The sequence below is a fragment of the Bradyrhizobium sp. genome (genome assembly GCF_030697065.1).
Classification (GTDB): domain Bacteria; phylum Pseudomonadota; class Alphaproteobacteria; order Rhizobiales; family Xanthobacteraceae; genus Bradyrhizobium.
The window spans coordinates 1-14,752 of record NZ_JAUYQU010000318.1; the positions used below are offsets into that span (position 1 = coordinate 1).

Below are 14,752 nucleotides of genomic sequence, written 5' to 3' on the forward strand. Positions count from 1 at the left end.
CGCCGCCGCCTGGCGCGTCGAGCCCAATCTGGCGGCGCAGGTCAAACTCGGCGACACCAGCCTCGTGGTGGCGGGCGCGCGCGTCAACGTGCCGGCGCAGGTCAAACCGCTGATCGACAAGACGGTGGCCGAACAGATCGCGGTGGCGCAGGCGCGGATCCGCAACGATCCGGCCCTGGAGCAGAACGCGCGGATCCAGTGGGCCAGGGCCTGCCGGTCGATTCCGCTGCAAGGCACCGGCGCGACATCGACGCAGCCGGCGCTGTGGCTGGAACTGCGGCCGACCCGCGCGATCGCGGCGCAGCCGCGGGTCGATGCCTCGGCGGTGACGCTGACGCTCGGCATCGAGGCCGAGACCCGCATCACGCCGGTGCAGACCAGGCCGGACTGCCCGTTCCCCGCGACCATCACCATCATCCCGCCGACGCCGGGAGGCGTCAGCATCGGCGTGCCGATCGACATGCCCTTCACCGAGATCAACAAGCTCGTTGAGGCGCAGTTCGCGGGCCGCACCTTTCCCGAGGACGGTTCCGGCGGCGTCGACGTTACCGTCAAGCGCGCCAGCGTCGCGGCCTCCGGTGACCGGCTGCTGATCTCGCTGCTGGTCAACGCCAAAGAGAAGAAGAGCTTCTTCGGCTTCGGCGGCGAGGCAAATGTCCATATCTGGGGCAGGCCGGTGCTCGATCAGGCGCAGCAGACGCTGCGGCTGGTCAATATCGAACTCGCGGTGGAATCCGAAGCCGCGTTCGGGCTGCTGGGCGCCGCGGCCCGCGCGGCGATGCCGCATCTGCAGCGGGCACTGGCCGACAGGGCCACCATCGACCTGAAGCCGTTCGCCAGCAATGCACAGAGGAAGATCGCCGCCGTAATCGCCGACTTCCAGAAGAACGAGGACGGCATCCGGGTCGCCGCCGAAATCACCAGCCTGCGGCTCGCCGAAATCGCCTTCGATTCGAAGACGCTGCGCGTGATCGCCGAAGCCGACGGCATGATGAACGTCTACCTGTCCGCGCTGCCGGGACTGTGACGGCGGCGGCGCGGCCGCCCGATGAAAACGCAAGCTCGTGCTAGCGAACGACCAAGAACGCAATGAACATCGCGACAGCCGCAAGTACGACGGAAGTGAGCATGACCCGGCGTATTGCGCCGCCCCTGATGGTCTTTGCCCCTCTCGCTTCCACGGCCGTCTTGACAGTCGGGGTTTCGGCAGATTGTGTTGATTGCTTGTTCATCACGTTGGTCTCCTGAGCATCCGGGCGATGTTTCGGGTTATCTGAAGACACAATGCTTCCGGAGGAGCTGCGTTTCGCAGGCAAATGGACGCACTCTCGCACTGTTCCCGCGGCGTTCCGGGCTAATGCAGGATGGCGAAGGCCAGTGCCATGCCCACCACGGCGACTCCCGTCGCCAGGGCGAGCAGCAAAGCGGTTTTCCGGCGCATGGTTCGCTCCCTAGACCAACTCGAAGATTTCGGTCTGAATCCGCGACGCCGGCACGCCCAGCGCGTGAAGCCCCTTCTCTGCCGCGTTGGTCATCGGCACCGGACCGCACAGGAAGTAACGCAGTTCGTCGCGCCCCCGCTTCGGCAGATGACGCTCCAGCATCTGCGCGTCGAGGTGTCCTGTTTCGCCGTCCCAGCCGTCGGGTGGCTTCTCCAGAATGTAGACGACAGTGAGGTTGAGACATTTCTTCAACTTCTCGATCTCCTCGCGATAGACCACCGTGTCCCAGGAATTACTGCCGTAGAAAAGCCAGACCGGCCGGTGGTCGCTGCGTTCGGCCAGGCTTCGGAGCATACTGAGGAGTGGCGTAATCCCGATGCCACCGACTATGCCGACGAAACCACGGGCATCCTGGTTGCGATCGACGGAGAACACGCCATACGGCCCGTCGAGATACGCTATCTCGCCCGGCTTGACGCCACCGATCGTGGCCGTGAAATCGCCGAGCTCCTTGATGCCGAACTCGATCCGCGGCAGGCGCTCTGGCGCAGAGACGATCGAGAACGGGTGCTCCCGCAGCAGGAAGGGCGAGCAGCGGAGCGTCAGCCATGCGAACTGGCCGGGCATGAAACGCGACAGTCCATCGTGTCCGCTGGGCTCGAGCGCCAGCGTCCAGGTATTGTCGCGCTCCGGGCGCACCTCGATCACCCGATAGGGATGGCGCAATTGGCTCCAGGGCTTGAGGATGCGCACCCAGACGACTGCCAGAGCCCAGAACAGCGTCACCGACAGCCACAATGCGCGCTTGCCCGGGGCCTCGATGTAGTAGCCTACGCCGACGATGTGTCCGATCGCGGCGGCAAATCCCAGCGTGGCGAACGCGACATGTGCATATCGCCACAGGCCATACTCCAGCCGTAACAGCTTGCGGAACTCGGAGGTCACGACCGCGAGCCCAAACAGCAACAGCGCCGCGCGTCCCAGCGTCAATTCGGTCCGCGCCGTGCGCGGATCGAGATCGCCGAGCGCGTCTGGGTGGAAGAACCAGAATATGGCGAAATGGGCCAGTACCACCGCGAGCGCGATGATCGCCAAATAGCGGTGAAACAGGTAGACGATATCGATCCCAAACGCCCGAGTCGCGATCTTGAATCGCGACGTCAGCGCGAACTGAATTCCCATCATGCCCATTCCGGCAAAACCGAGGGCTATGGAGAAGTCCCACCAGAATCCCTTGCTGGGTGGCATTTGGCCGGCAAGCAGCACCGCCAGCGGCGCCATGGCCGCAAGGAGATATATCGCGATCCAGATTACACCTTTTCGCGTCACATCTTCCCTCCCACGCTCGCATACTGACGATCCCGCAAGATGCGCCACTTTGACGATCCGGGCGGCATTCGCATTATGCGATGAGTTGCAGTTTCGGGCTTCGTCCAACCCGTAACCCAACAGCGCTACCGGGAGAACTGTCACGCTCCAGGACGCCGACAGCCGGCAACGTATTTCGGCGCGCGAAATGCTGGGCGCGCGCCGACGTAGTTCAACGATCCGATATTGCGGTTGTTCCGGGACCCGGCGGTCCTGCGACGATCAGTCCGGTTTCCGGAGCGATCTGCACACGCCTGTGATTGACGGCAAGGTCTTCCGCGGTCTCACGACGGCTCGAGCGCGCGGCTGAATTGCTTCGCCGGGGCCGGGACACTGTCGCCGTTCATAACGAACGGCTTGCTGAATTCGAGGACGCGTTCCGCCGGAGCGTACCAGCCCTGGGGCGCATGGGTATCGTCGTGCAGATAGCAGCGGACGCGTACCAGCGGGGAACCGACCGTGAAGGTGAAATGCCGGCTCATCGGCGGACACGTCACGAACGAATGATACTTCGACAGTTGCGCGCAGTTGACGAAATTGGTGCCCCATTTCCGCTCGACATGGCCGCGTCCGCTGACGACGTCGTCGGGGAAGGTATGGGTATGTCCCCCGAGCCAGAGATCGACCGAACCCGGATTCTTCTCCAGATATTGTTCGAACCGCTGCGCCTTCGGTTCCTCATCGACGAAGTACAGATAGGACGCGCCCTCGGGCACGCCGTCGACCCCATGGTAGCGGCCGTGGCGATAGCGACCGTCGGGATATCTGGAGACCCCCTCGAAATCACCGGAAGCCACGGTGGTTTCCCGCAGCATGTGATGATGGCAGCTGATGACGATATCGTCTTTGGCAGCCTCCACATTTTCCTGCCACCACGCCCAGGTATCGCTGGTCACCGCACCGGCCGGCGAACCGCCGCCGAACTCGCGACGCCCGACCGGAAACGGCAGATCGTTGCGATCGCTCATCATCAGAAAGCGGAGGTTGCCGACGCCGAAGGCGTAGCGTTCCCAACTGCCTTTCGCGGCATACGGTCGTCGCGAAGCGTCGACCCCCGATGTCTCCATGTTTTCGCCCATCGGATCGACCCATTTGCGGAACCACCAGTTCGCCGGCTTGCCGGCGCTGGACGGCGCATTGCCCGGCGAGGCGTCGTGATTGCCGGCGACCGAATAGATCTGCTCGCGGCGATGATGCTCGAGCACGCCGAACTGCCGCACCACCTCGCGTCCCTGCTCGTCGTCGGGCAGATCCCACAAGCCGGCATTGTCGCCGAGGTCGAGCGCGATATCCCAGCGGAACGGCGGGCCGCCAAGGTCGCCGCCGAACTCGGACTGTCGAAGCGCCGACGCCAGGCTCTCGGGATAGGCTGCGGGCGGCGTGAACTCCATGCCGTTGCGTATCGCCGCCGACACCGCCTTGTCGGTGGCGACATGTGCATCGGAGAACACCCAAAGCTGGAAAGTCTCCGCCTCGTTCGGCCTGGCGACATGGGACTTCGGTTGACGTTCGCTCATTTGCGGGATCCTTCGACATTCGGACTGATGCGCACAATCTGGAATGAAGCTGACGGTTGCGAAACGAAAAACGGACGGAGCGCTACAACTAATTGCCAACTGGATCGGCGACCGGGTGGCTCTCCCGGTCGCCGGAGCGGCCGGCTATCGGAAGAGCGAATCCAGATCGAGCTTCTGCCTGATCATCTTGTGTTCAAAGGCGTCCGCGGCCCATTTTCCGATCAGGGCACGGCTGTCGGGCTTCACGGCAATGTCGATCTGACCGAGGTCCGTAGCCGCATAGAACGGATCGTCCTTCGACGCCGCCATGACAACGGCAGGGTCCGTCCGGAGGTACTCGCCGAACCACTCCGCCGATTTCTGCTGGTTCTGCGCAATGAACAGGATCGCCTTGCGCAGGGCGGCAATGTACTTCTCCACTTCCTGCGGATGCTCGGCGATGAATTTCGTCTTGACGATCGAAACGAAACGGAACGGCCAGGTATGCAGAATCTGGGCGCCCGACTGCTGCTGCAGCCTCAACACCTGCGGCTGACGGATGACGATCGCATCGACCGACTTGTTGCCCAGCGCGGTAGCGAGTTCGGCGGGGGCGATATTGACCAGTGAAATCTTGTCGGCAAGCCCCTTCTCCTTCAGCCACACCAGGGTATCGAGATGTGAATCCGAGCCGAAGGAGACCCCGAGCTTTTTTCCGGCAAGCGCGTCGAGCGTGGCGATTCCGCCGCTCTTGTCCACCATCAGCGAGTGGCTCGACTGACCGACCATCGCAACGATCCTGATGTCGCCGGGGATCTTTGCGGCATACGACGTCACCGGCATCAGGCTGGTCACCACCGCATCGATCGAGCCCGCAGCCAGCGCCTCCATCATCGGGGGTCCGTACTGGAACGAATCGAACTTGGCCTTCAGGCCGCTCTGTTCGGCAATTCCCGCCTTGTCCATCGTCACCACGATCTGGCCGTTCATGCCGCTCGGAAACGCAATTCGCATCACGGGCTGGTCGGCATTCGCCACCCCCGGCACGGCGCAGGCCACGGCTGCAATAGACAGCGCAACGACGACAAGGCTGCGGACACGGTTGGTGTTGATGGCTCGCATGGGTTCTCTCCAGGTTGAACGTTCAGGCCTGTTTCCAGGGTATCAACACGTGCCGCTCCAGGGCCTCGAGCGCGACCGACATCAGCGCCCCGAGCAGGCCGATGGTGCACATTCCCACCAGCACCAGACTGGTTTCCAGTGACAGCCGATTGGCCTGAATCATGTAGCCGAGCCCGGATTGGGCGGCGATCAGTTCGGCCGTGACGACGGCCATCCACGATTGACCAAGCCCGATCCGCAGCCCGGTCGAGATCATCGGCATCGCGGAGGGCAGATAGATGCGGGCGAACAGCGCGCGCGGTCCCGCGCCGAGCGAACGTGCGGCATGGACGTGCTCGGCCCGCACCGCATTGCCGCCGGCGAAGCTGTTGATGAAGATCGGGAAGAACGCGGCCAGCGCGGTGATGAAGTAGCTCGGGGGATCGCCGATGCCGAACCAGAGAATGGCAATCGGAATCCAGGCGATCGGCGGAATCGGCCGGAGGAAGCTGACGATCGGCGACAGCAGGAGATTCAACGGCCTGAAGAACGACATCAACAACGCCAGCGGAACTGCGATCGACGACGCGATCAGGAATCCCCCGATCACCCGCCGCAGGCTGGCCAGCACATCTCCGACCAGGCTGCCTTCGCGCAGCAGTTCGACGAATCCGAGCAGAACCGAATGAGGCTTGGGAAGCAGGACGGCATTGCCGATCCGGATCGACGCCAGGGTCCAGAGCAGCAGGAACAGCGTGATGCCGGCCAGCGCCCAGCCCCAGCGCCCTGCGCCCTTCGCACCTGAATTTGCCGTCGCCATCCTTACGCTCCCTCAATCAATCGGCGCTGCGAAACACCTTCAAGGTCTCTTCCCGGATCAGCTCGAATATCTCGCCGCGATATCGATTGAACAGTTCAGACTTGATCATCGACGGGTCGCGCGGCCGCGGCAGTTCGATCGGCACCTGTTGCTTGATGCCGCCGGGAAGGGTCTTCATGACGACGACCCGATCGGCCAGGAAGATGGCCTCCTCGATGTCATGGGTGACGAAAATCACCGTCGTCCTGAACTGCGACCAGATCTTCAGAAGCTCTTCCTGCATGATCGAGCGGGTCTGCGCATCGAGCGCGCCGAACGGCTCGTCCATCAGCAGCACCGGAGGATAGGTGGCGAGCGCCCGGGCGATGCCGACGCGCTGCTGCATCCCGCCGGACAGGCTGGCGGGCCATGCCGAAGCCTGCTTCTCCAGGCCCACCAGCGACAGGAAGGTGCGCGCCGTGCCGATCGGATCGGCACGACCCAGCATCTTCGGACCGAACGCAACATTTTCCAGGACCGACATCCAGGGAAACAGCGAGTGATTCTGAAACACGATGCCGCAGTCCGGATTGGTGCCTTTCACCGGCTTGCCATCGACCGCAATCGTTCCGCTGGTCGGCTTGAGGATTCCCGCAACGACGTTGAGCAGCGTGGATTTCCCGCATCCGGACGGGCCGAGCAAGGCGACGAATTCACCGGGACAAATCTCGATGTCGAGATCATCGAGCGCGACGACCGGACCCGATTTCGTCTCGAAGCGCATCGCAAGCCCGCGCCCTTCGATCCTGCCCTGGTCGGTCGGGTGAGCCGGCACGCCAGAGGGTGCCCAGACTCCTGCGCTTCCATTGGGCGGCGAACGATCCGAGGCAAGAGCCAAGCCAGGACGCAGGGAGACAGCCAAGACAATAACCTTCCTCAGGACAGGGCGGCTGCGGCGCCGCCGCGATGGTGCCTGCCAAGCTCGACGATGCCGGCGCAATGCTCAATCGAGATCGGCCGGCAAACGACAACAAGTTGCAAAGAAGAAACTGCAAGGAAGGCGCCGCGCTCGGCCATGTCGCCACCAGGGTGTCAGTGTGCGGTGGCGAGGCCCGCGAGCAGGTCGAGCTTCCGGATCAGCAGCTTGCCGCGGCCCGCCTCGATGATCCCGTCCGCTTGCAGCCGCTTCAGCCCAATGGTGACCCATTGGCGAGTCGCTCCGACCATGTGCGAGATTTCCTCGTGGGTGATCGGCACGTTGATGGCTACACCTTGCTCGGTCTCGACTCCATACATCTCGGCGAGCAGCAGCAGCACGCGCGTCATGCGCTCGCCGGCGGTCCGGGTTCCCAGCATTTGCGCCATGGCCGCATAGCACCGGCCCTTGAAGACCATGGCCTCGATGAGCCCGAGCGCGAGATTCGGCATGCGCGCACAAAGCAAGTGCAGGGTTGCACTCGGAAGCAGCAGCAGACTGGTGTCCCGAATGGCTACCGCCGACCACATATTGCGGGTCTGCGCGAACACGTCCGGTCCGCCGATGAAGTTTCCGGCAAACCAGTAGGCCCGCGTGATCTCCCGTCCTGACGGCGCGGCATAGAATACCCGCACGCCGCCGGACATGATCAGAAAAATCCCCTTCTGGGTCTCGCCCTGGCGAAACACCGTGGAATGGCGCTTTGCCAGTTTCGGCGTGCACTGACCAATGACGTATTCGCGCTCCCGCGGAGTCAGCCGGTCCAGCAGGAACGGCTTGCGCCCTTCGAGGGATTCGGTCTCGGACAGCACGAGGACCTTGGAGCGGCCGGGCTCGACCAAAGGAGAAGGGTCGCCGCGGGCATCGATCTGCAGCATGACAAGCCTCTCATCGTTCAGGGTCATGCTAGCAATTAACAGGCCAAACGGCGGAAAGCGGCACCAGGGTACATGTCCGGATCGCCGGGCTGTCGGGGCTGCGACGCAGTCAGGAACTCAGCGGCTGGTGAGGCGCCCCACATATCCGATGGTCGGGCGCGTCGATCCTTTGCAGCAAGGCTGCTGGTACTCCCGCGGGCAATCCGCCTATTGCAATTGGGCCGTTCACTCTCTATGCGGAGCTGACCCGCTGCAGCATTTTGCCGACGGCTGTTCCAGCAAGCATTCGTACCCCGGCAGGCATTCGTACCGATGTAGATCGACGCATATTCCGCACGCCGCCAGTTGAACTGTGGATCGCTCCGCTTCCTGGCAGTGCTGTGTGTGAGCGTTGCTCGCGTACCGCCTCATTTCCCAGTCATCCCGATCGCTTTCTGTCCACCCTGATGGACTCCGCCCTGGAGACAATCCTTGAACAAGACCGCATTCCACCGGCTTCGAACCGAATGGTTCGGCAACATCCGAGGCGATATTCTGGCCGGACTGGTGGTCGCGCTGGCGCTGATTCCGGAAGCGATTGCATTTTCGATCATCGCGGGCGTCGACCCCAAGGTCGGCCTCTATGCCTCGTTTTCCATCGCGGTGATCACCGCGTTTGTCGGCGGCCGGCCCGGCATGATCTCGGCAGCGACGGCCGCCACCGCCGTCCTGATGGTCACGCTCGTGAAGGAGCACGGGCTGCAATACCTGCTGGCCGCCACCGTGCTGGCCGGCGTCATACAGATCTTTGCAGGTATCGCGCGCCTCGGATACGTGATGCGCTTCGTGTCCCGTTCGGTGATGACGGGATTCGTCAACGCGCTCGCGATCCTGATTTTCATGGCGCAACTGCCGGAACTGCTGGGCGTGCGGTGGCCGACCTATGCGATGGTCGCGGCGGGCCTCGCGATTATTTATGGCTTCCCTCGCCTGACCAAAATCGTGCCCTCGCCGCTGATCTGCATCGTCGTTCTGACCGCCGTCGCACTCGCGCTCAAGCTCGACATTCGCACGGTCGGCGACATGGGCGAGTTGCCCTCGACCCTGCCGGTCTTCCTGCTGCCGGACATTCCCCTCAACCTCACCACCTTCCTGATCATTCTCCCCTACTCGGTCGCTGTCGCCGCGGTCGGCCTGCTCGAGTCGCTGATGACCGCCTCGATCGTCGATGAACTGACCGATACGTCAAGCAACAAGAACCGCGAATGCGTCGGCCAGGGCGTCGCAAACCTGGCCACGGGCTTCATCGGCGGCATGGCCGGATGCGCCATGATCGGCCAGTCCGTGATCAACATAAAATCCGGCGGCCGGGGCCGGCTCTCCACGTTCTTCGCCGGCGTTGCCCTGCTCTTCCTGATCGTCGTGCTGGGCAACTGGGTGAAGATGATCCCGATGGCGGCGCTGGTCGCGATCATGATCATGGTGTCGATCGGCACGTTCAGCTGGACATCGATCAGGAATCTGAGGACGCACCCGCGCAGTTCCAGTATCGTGATGCTCGCCACGGTGGTCGGCGTGGTCGCTACCCACAACCTGGCGATCGGAGTCCTGGTGGGCGTCCTGCTGTCCGGCATTTTCTTCGCCTGGAAGATCGCCCAGATCTTCAGGGTGAGTTCGGTGCTGTCGGAAGACGGGGCTGCGCGAACCTACATCGTCGAGGGGCAGCTGTTCTTCGCCTCAACGGAGGATTTCAACGCCGCCTTCGATTTCAAGGAGGCGCTGGACAAGGTGACGATCGACGTCAGCCGTGCTCATATCTGGGATATTTCCAGCGTCGGTGCGCTTGACATCGTCGTCCTGAAATTCCGCCGCGAGGGAGCGGAAGTCGAAATCATCGGCCTCAATCAGGCGAGCGAGACCATCGTCGACAAGCTCGCGATTCACGACAAGCCCGGCGCAATGGAACGCCTGTTGGGGCACTAGGGAGCAACGATGACGAAATTACTCGCACTGCTGGACGGGTCCGTCTATTTGCAAAGCATCTGTGACTATACCGCCTGGATCGCCCTTCGAACCTCGGCATCGGTCGAACTGCTGCACGTGCTCGGCCGCCGCGACGTTTCCAGCGCACCGGCGGATTTCAGCGGCAACCTCGACGTCGACGCGCGCGACAATCTGCTTGCGGAACTCGCCTCGCTGGACGAGCAGAAGGCCAAGCTGTCGCAAAAGCGCGGGCGGGCCATCCTGACCGAAGCCAGGACCAGGGTGCTGGCCGCCGGCGTCCGAGACGTCTCAACCAAACTTCGCCATGGCGATCTGGTCGAGACCGTGAATGAACTCGAAGCGGATGCCGATCTCGTCATCGTCGGCAAGCGCGGCGAAGCCGCCGACTTTGCCAGGCTTCATCTCGGTTCAAACCTAGAGCGTATCGTCCGCGCCAGCCAGAAGCCCGTTTTCGTGGCCTCCCGCTCCTTTCAGGACGTCAAGCGTTTCCTGATCGCCTTCGACGGCGGGGGCAGCAGCCAGAAGGCGGTCGATCACATCGCGCGCGGCTCGCTCTTCCCCGGTCTGCCATGCCATATCCTGACGGTCGCCTCCGAAACCGCCGAGGCGCAGGAGGCGCTGGAAGACGCCGGCAAGCGTTTGCGCGACGCCGGATATTCTGTCGAAGCCAAACTGCTCAAGGGGCCGCCCGAGGCAGCCATCGCTGCCTATGTGGAGGCACAGCAGATCGACCTGCTGGTGATGGGAGCCTACGGCCATACCCGTCTGCGCAACCTGATCATCGGCAGCACGACAACGGAAATGATACGGTCCTGCAAGGTTCCAGTGATGCTGTTTCGCTAGGGATCGCCGCGGGAAAGCGCCTCAAGGTGACGGCCCGCGCCCTGGGACAGGCCTATCCCAGCGCGCCCTTCCTCGCGACGATCTGCTGCATCGCCCAGCGCGCATTCTTGCGGACCTCGGGATCGGGATCGTCGACAATCGGTTCGAGGAACTTGCGGCCGCCGGGATCGGCGATTTCGCCGAGCGCGGCCGCGGCTTCCTTGCGCAGGTTTGCCTGCGCGTGCGAGATGCAGGCGCCGATCGCGGGAACCGCGCGGGCCACCTTCATCTTACCGAGGCTTCGGACCGCCTTCAACCGGACCTGCCAGAACTCGTCGGTCAACGCATTGATCAGCGGGTCCGTGGCATGCATGCCGTTGACGTTGGTACCCAGCGTCTCGGCCGCGACCTCGCGCACCATCCAGTCGGTATCGGCGAGCGCCCGCGTGATCGACTCGGCCGCGGGCTTCATCTGGGAAAACGCCAGCGCGCTGACCGCCGCACGGCGCACATGCGCATCGGCATCCGTCGTCACCGAGGTCAGCGCCGGAATGGACTCCTCCATCTTGAGAAAACCGATCACGCCGATGGCCTGTACGCGCACCGCCGCATCGGTATCGCGCAGCGCATCCAGCGCCGGCTTCAGCGTATCCTTGCGCCGCAATTCCTTCAGCGCCCGCAGGCTTGCCATCCGCACGAAGGCGTGGGCGTGACTGACCAGCGGCAGGATGGCATCGGCGCAGCCCGGATCCTTCAGTTCCGCCATGCTGTCGGCGGCGGCATTCGCCACCGCCTGTTCCGGATCGACGAGGACCTTGACCAGCGCCGCCGCCGCTTCGGGGCCGTCGAATTCGCCGAGCGCCAGCGCCACCTGCTGTCGCACCCCCGGATCCGGATCCGAGGTCATGCGATCGAGATGCGCGACGGCGGCGGGATCGCCGCTATGCCCGATCGCAATGATCGCGACCCGGCGCTCGCCTGGATCGGCGGCATGCAGGCGATCATCGATGTCGTCGAGATCGTCGTAGGATTCGAACGGATCAGCCATGAACTCACCTGAGCAGATAGGGGATGTTGACCGTGACCGCGCCGGTCGGGCAGTCGGCTTCGCACGGCATGCAGTACCAGCATTCGTCATAGGCCATGAAGGCCTTGCCGGTCATGTCGCTGATGCGCAGGACGTCGAGCGGGCAAACGTCGACGCATACCGTGCAGCCCTTGTCCGCGATGCATTTGGCGTCGTCGACGACGACGGGAACGGAGGTCTGGTAACTTGCGAGGGGCATCGATCGGCTCCAATCCGGAAAAACTGCTGCTGTTGTCAGGCGCTGGCGCGGATGCGCTGCTTGTCGTAAAGATCCTTTTCATCCTCGCCGATCGGAACGATGTAGGGCTCGACCGCCCGCTTCTCGCTCGCCATGCGGCCGTCCTTCTTGCTCAGAAGCGAATGGCAGAACCAGTTCTCGTCATCCTTCTCGGGATAGTCGGTGCGCAGGTGATAGAGGCCCCAGCGGCTTTCGGTGCGATACAGCGACGCATGCGCCGCCATGTCGGCGCAATCGACGATCGACTGCGTCTCCAGCGCACGCAGCAATTCGTGGGCGTTGCGGGCGATCATCCTTGTTTCCATGTCCTCGCGCACTTCGGCGAGGCGCCGCTGGCCCAGTTCGAACTTGCGGGTGACTTTCGGCGGCTGCAGGTAGTCGTTCACCAGGCGCCGGGCCTTGTATTCGATCTGGTTCGGCGGAATGCCATCCTCGCGCCTGGTCGGCGCCATCACCCGCTCCCGCTCCCTTTCGATATCGGCGGCATCGAAACTGGCGAAATCGGTGTTGTCGGCGTATTCCATCGCGTCCTCGCCGGCGACCGATCCGTTGGTGAAGGCGCCGAGCATGTAATTGTGCGGGACGCTGGCCATGTCGCCGGCGGCGTAGAGGCCGGGTACCGTGGTCCGCGCGAATTCGTCGACGAACACGCCGGAGGCGCTGTGTCCCGAACAGAATCCGATTTCCGAGATGTGCATCTCGATCGGTTCCTGCCGGTAGTCGGTCTTGCGCCCTTCGTGGAACAGGCCGCGCGTCGGGCGCTCGACCTTGTGCAGCGTGGTTTCGATTTCGCTGATGGTGTCTTCGTGCAGATGGTCGAGCTTGAGAAACACCGGTCCCTTGCCCGACTGCAACTCGTTGTAGAATTCGAGCATCATCTGGCCGGACCAGTAGTCGCATTCGATGAAGCGCGAGCCCTCGTTGTTGGCCGTGAACGCGCCGAACGGGCCCGCGACATAGGCGCAGGCGGGGCCGTTGTAATCCTTGATCAGGGGATTGATCTGAAAGCATTCGAGGTTCGCCAGCGCCGCGCCGGCGTGATAGGCCATCGCATAGCCGTCGCCGGAATTCGCCGCGTTCTCGTAGGTGCCGAACATGTAGCCGGACGTCGGCAACCCGAGCCGGCCGGCCGCCCCCATGCACAGGATCACCGCCTTGGCCTTGATCACCAAGACCTCCGCGGTGCGGGTATTGACGCTGATCGCGCCGGCAATGCGGCCGTCACTGCCGGTCAACAGCCGGGTCGCCATGTAGCGGTTGGAAATCAGGATGCGGGCGCGGCGCAGCTGCCGGTAGATGGCCTTCTTGACGGTCTCGCCGTTCGGCATCGGCAGCACATAGGTGCCGATATGGTGCACCTTCTTGACGGCATAGTCGCCGTTTTCGTTCTTCAGGAAGCGGATGCCGAAGCTGTCGAGTTCCTCGATAATTCCGTAGCACCGCTCCGCATATTTGTAGACGGCCTTCTGGTCGACGATGCCGTCATTGGCGATGGTAATTTCCTTGGTGTATTGCTCCGGCGTGGCGTAGCCGGGAATCACTGCATTGTTGAGCCCGTCCATTCCCATCGAAATGGCGCCGGAGCGCTTCACGTTGGCCTTTTCCAGCAGGACGACGTTGGCCTTCGGATTCTTGAGCTTCGCCTTCAGCGCCGCCATCGGCCCGGCGGTGCCGCCGCCAATCACCAGGACGTCGCAGGATACCTCTGAGAGGCCGTCGACAATTTCATCCATCGCCATTGCGCAAATCCCTCGTCTTCTTCGAAGCAATTTCCATTCCAGAAGATCCGGGGAATGGCCGTCAGGGTAGAATGAGAGACGCCGGTCGCGGGCGATAGCAATTAGTTGTCAGCATGATGAAACTATTCGGGTGCTGCGCGAAGCGGATGAAGAAATGACGCCGTCGCCGTTGCCGGAACCGACTTGTCCGCTCCCGAGCCTTCATCTACCGCTCGACGAACGCCTTCTCGATGACGAAATGGCCGGACTCGCTGTGGCTGCCTTCGAGAAAGCCGCCGGCCTCGAACATCGCCTTCAGCTCTTCCAGCATGCCGGGGCTGCCGCACATCATGATGCGGTCGGTTGCGATGTCGAGCGGCGGCTGATGGATGTCGCTGAACAGATGGCCCGAGGTGATCAGGTCGGTGATGCGACCGCGGTTGCGGAACGGCTCGCGCGTCACGGTCGGATAATAGGACAGCTTCTCGCCCAGCAGCGGCCCGAACAATTCGTCGTCGCGCAGCCTCGCCACCAGTTCCTCGCCGTAAGCCAGTTCGGAGACCTGGCGGCAGCCATGGACCAGCACGATGCTGTCGAAGCGGTCGTAGACGTCTGGATCCTTGATCAGGCTCGCGAACGGCGCCAGACCCGTGCCGGTCGACAGCAGCAGCAGGCGCTTGCCCGGGATCAGATTGTCCGAAATCAGCGTGCCGGTCGCCTTGCGTCCGACCAGGATGGTATCGCCTTCCCTGATCTTCTGCAGCTTCGAGGTCAGCGGGCCGTCGGCGACCTTGATGGAGAAGAATTCCAGCGCTTCCTCGTGATTGGCGCTCGCCATCGAATA

The 14,752-nt window shown here is 63.1% G+C and carries 14 protein-coding genes; 3 read left to right on the forward strand and 11 right to left on the reverse strand.

Annotation, left to right across the window (positions count from 1 at the left end; all coding sequences use genetic code 11):
- The coding region (locus tag Q8R73_RS24955; RefSeq protein ID WP_305722211.1) for a DUF4403 family protein at nucleotides 1–1,027 on the forward strand (1,027 nt) is incomplete at its 5' end.
- A gap of 424 nt (nucleotides 1,028–1,451) precedes the next feature.
- Here the strand turns inward: Q8R73_RS24955 and Q8R73_RS24960 are convergent.
- From Q8R73_RS24960 to Q8R73_RS24990, 7 genes are all read right to left on the reverse strand, one after another.
- Nucleotides 1,452–2,723 carry a ferric reductase-like transmembrane domain-containing protein gene (locus Q8R73_RS24960; protein WP_305722212.1) on the reverse strand — a complete coding sequence of 424 codons (1,272 nt, stop codon included), beginning with the start codon at nucleotides 2,721–2,723 and terminating at the stop codon, nucleotides 1,452–1,454.
- 371 nt (nucleotides 2,724–3,094) lie between these two features.
- Nucleotides 3,095–4,327 carry a metallophosphoesterase gene (locus tag Q8R73_RS24965; protein WP_305722213.1) on the reverse strand — a complete coding sequence of 411 codons (1,233 nt, stop codon included), beginning with the start codon at nucleotides 4,325–4,327 and terminating at the stop codon, nucleotides 3,095–3,097.
- A 144-nt stretch (nucleotides 4,328–4,471) separates the two neighbouring features.
- Nucleotides 4,472–5,428, reverse strand: coding sequence for an ABC transporter substrate-binding protein (locus Q8R73_RS24970; protein WP_305722214.1), 957 nt, complete (start codon nucleotides 5,426–5,428; stop codon nucleotides 4,472–4,474).
- Between the two features lie 22 nt (nucleotides 5,429–5,450).
- Nucleotides 5,451–6,227, reverse strand: a complete 777-nt coding sequence (locus tag Q8R73_RS24975; RefSeq protein ID WP_305722215.1) for an ABC transporter permease — start codon at nucleotides 6,225–6,227, stop codon at nucleotides 5,451–5,453.
- 16 nt (nucleotides 6,228–6,243) lie between these two features.
- Complete coding sequence (locus tag Q8R73_RS24980; RefSeq protein WP_305722216.1) at nucleotides 6,244–7,041, reverse strand: ABC transporter ATP-binding protein; 798 nt, start codon at nucleotides 7,039–7,041, stop codon at nucleotides 6,244–6,246.
- 101 nt (nucleotides 7,042–7,142) lie between these two features.
- Nucleotides 7,143–7,283 carry a hypothetical protein gene (locus tag Q8R73_RS24985; protein ID WP_305722217.1) on the reverse strand — a complete coding sequence of 47 codons (141 nt, stop codon included), beginning with the start codon at nucleotides 7,281–7,283 and terminating at the stop codon, nucleotides 7,143–7,145.
- Nucleotides 7,284–7,298: 15 nt separating this feature from the next.
- The gene (locus tag Q8R73_RS24990; protein ID WP_305722218.1) at nucleotides 7,299–8,060 is read right to left on the reverse strand and encodes a Crp/Fnr family transcriptional regulator; all 762 of its coding nucleotides are present in this window, start codon (nucleotides 8,058–8,060) and stop codon (nucleotides 7,299–7,301) included.
- A 471-nt stretch (nucleotides 8,061–8,531) separates the two neighbouring features.
- On the opposite strand from Q8R73_RS24990, the gene Q8R73_RS24995 reads away from it, so the two are divergent.
- The gene (locus tag Q8R73_RS24995; RefSeq protein WP_305722219.1) at nucleotides 8,532–10,022 is read left to right on the forward strand and encodes a SulP family inorganic anion transporter; all 1,491 of its coding nucleotides are present in this window, start codon (nucleotides 8,532–8,534) and stop codon (nucleotides 10,020–10,022) included.
- Nucleotides 10,023–10,031: 9 nt separating this feature from the next.
- On the forward strand, nucleotides 10,032–10,886 hold the full coding sequence (locus Q8R73_RS25000; RefSeq protein WP_305722220.1) for a universal stress protein: 855 nt from the start codon (nucleotides 10,032–10,034) through the stop codon (nucleotides 10,884–10,886).
- Between the two features lie 52 nt (nucleotides 10,887–10,938).
- Here the strand turns inward: Q8R73_RS25000 and Q8R73_RS25005 are convergent, their stop codons facing one another.
- The 4 genes from Q8R73_RS25005 to Q8R73_RS25020 all read right to left on the reverse strand — a co-directional run.
- Nucleotides 10,939–11,913 (reverse strand): HEAT repeat domain-containing protein, encoded by a 975-nt coding sequence (locus Q8R73_RS25005; protein ID WP_305722221.1) that lies wholly within the window; start codon nucleotides 11,911–11,913, stop codon nucleotides 10,939–10,941.
- 4 nt (nucleotides 11,914–11,917) lie between these two features.
- Complete coding sequence (locus Q8R73_RS25010; protein WP_108522320.1) at nucleotides 11,918–12,151, reverse strand: ferredoxin family protein; 234 nt, start codon at nucleotides 12,149–12,151, stop codon at nucleotides 11,918–11,920.
- Nucleotides 12,152–12,186: 35 nt separating this feature from the next.
- Nucleotides 12,187–13,929 carry a fumarate reductase/succinate dehydrogenase flavoprotein subunit gene (locus Q8R73_RS25015; RefSeq protein ID WP_305722222.1) on the reverse strand — a complete coding sequence of 581 codons (1,743 nt, stop codon included), beginning with the start codon at nucleotides 13,927–13,929 and terminating at the stop codon, nucleotides 12,187–12,189.
- A gap of 205 nt (nucleotides 13,930–14,134) precedes the next feature.
- Nucleotides 14,135–14,752: ferredoxin--NADP reductase (locus Q8R73_RS25020; RefSeq protein ID WP_305722223.1), on the reverse strand; the 618-nt coding region annotated here is incomplete at its 5' end.

Coding starts and splice junctions, on each gene's coding strand:
- Q8R73_RS24970 (WP_305722214.1), bottom strand. CDS start 5,428: ATGCGAGCCATCAACACCAACCGTGTCCGCAGCCTTGTCGTCGTTGCG.
- Q8R73_RS24985 (WP_305722217.1), bottom strand. CDS start 7,283: ATGGCCGAGCGCGGCGCCTTCCTTGCAGTTTCTTCTTTGCAACTTGTT.
- Q8R73_RS24965 (WP_305722213.1), bottom strand. CDS start 4,327: ATGAGCGAACGTCAACCGAAGTCCCATGTCGCCAGGCCGAACGAGGCG.
- Q8R73_RS24975 (WP_305722215.1), bottom strand. CDS start 6,227: ATGGCGACGGCAAATTCAGGTGCGAAGGGCGCAGGGCGCTGGGGCTGG.
- Q8R73_RS25015 (WP_305722222.1), bottom strand. CDS start 13,929: ATGGCGATGGATGAAATTGTCGACGGCCTCTCAGAGGTATCCTGCGAC.
- Q8R73_RS24990 (WP_305722218.1), bottom strand. CDS start 8,060: ATGCTGCAGATCGATGCCCGCGGCGACCCTTCTCCTTTGGTCGAGCCC.
- Q8R73_RS24960 (WP_305722212.1), bottom strand. CDS start 2,723: ATGGCGCCGCTGGCGGTGCTGCTTGCCGGCCAAATGCCACCCAGCAAG.
- Q8R73_RS25010 (WP_108522320.1), bottom strand. CDS start 12,151: ATGCCCCTCGCAAGTTACCAGACCTCCGTTCCCGTCGTCGTCGACGAC.
- Q8R73_RS25005 (WP_305722221.1), bottom strand. CDS start 11,913: ATGGCTGATCCGTTCGAATCCTACGACGATCTCGACGACATCGATGAT.
- Q8R73_RS25000 (WP_305722220.1), top strand. CDS start 10,032: ATGACGAAATTACTCGCACTGCTGGACGGGTCCGTCTATTTGCAAAGC.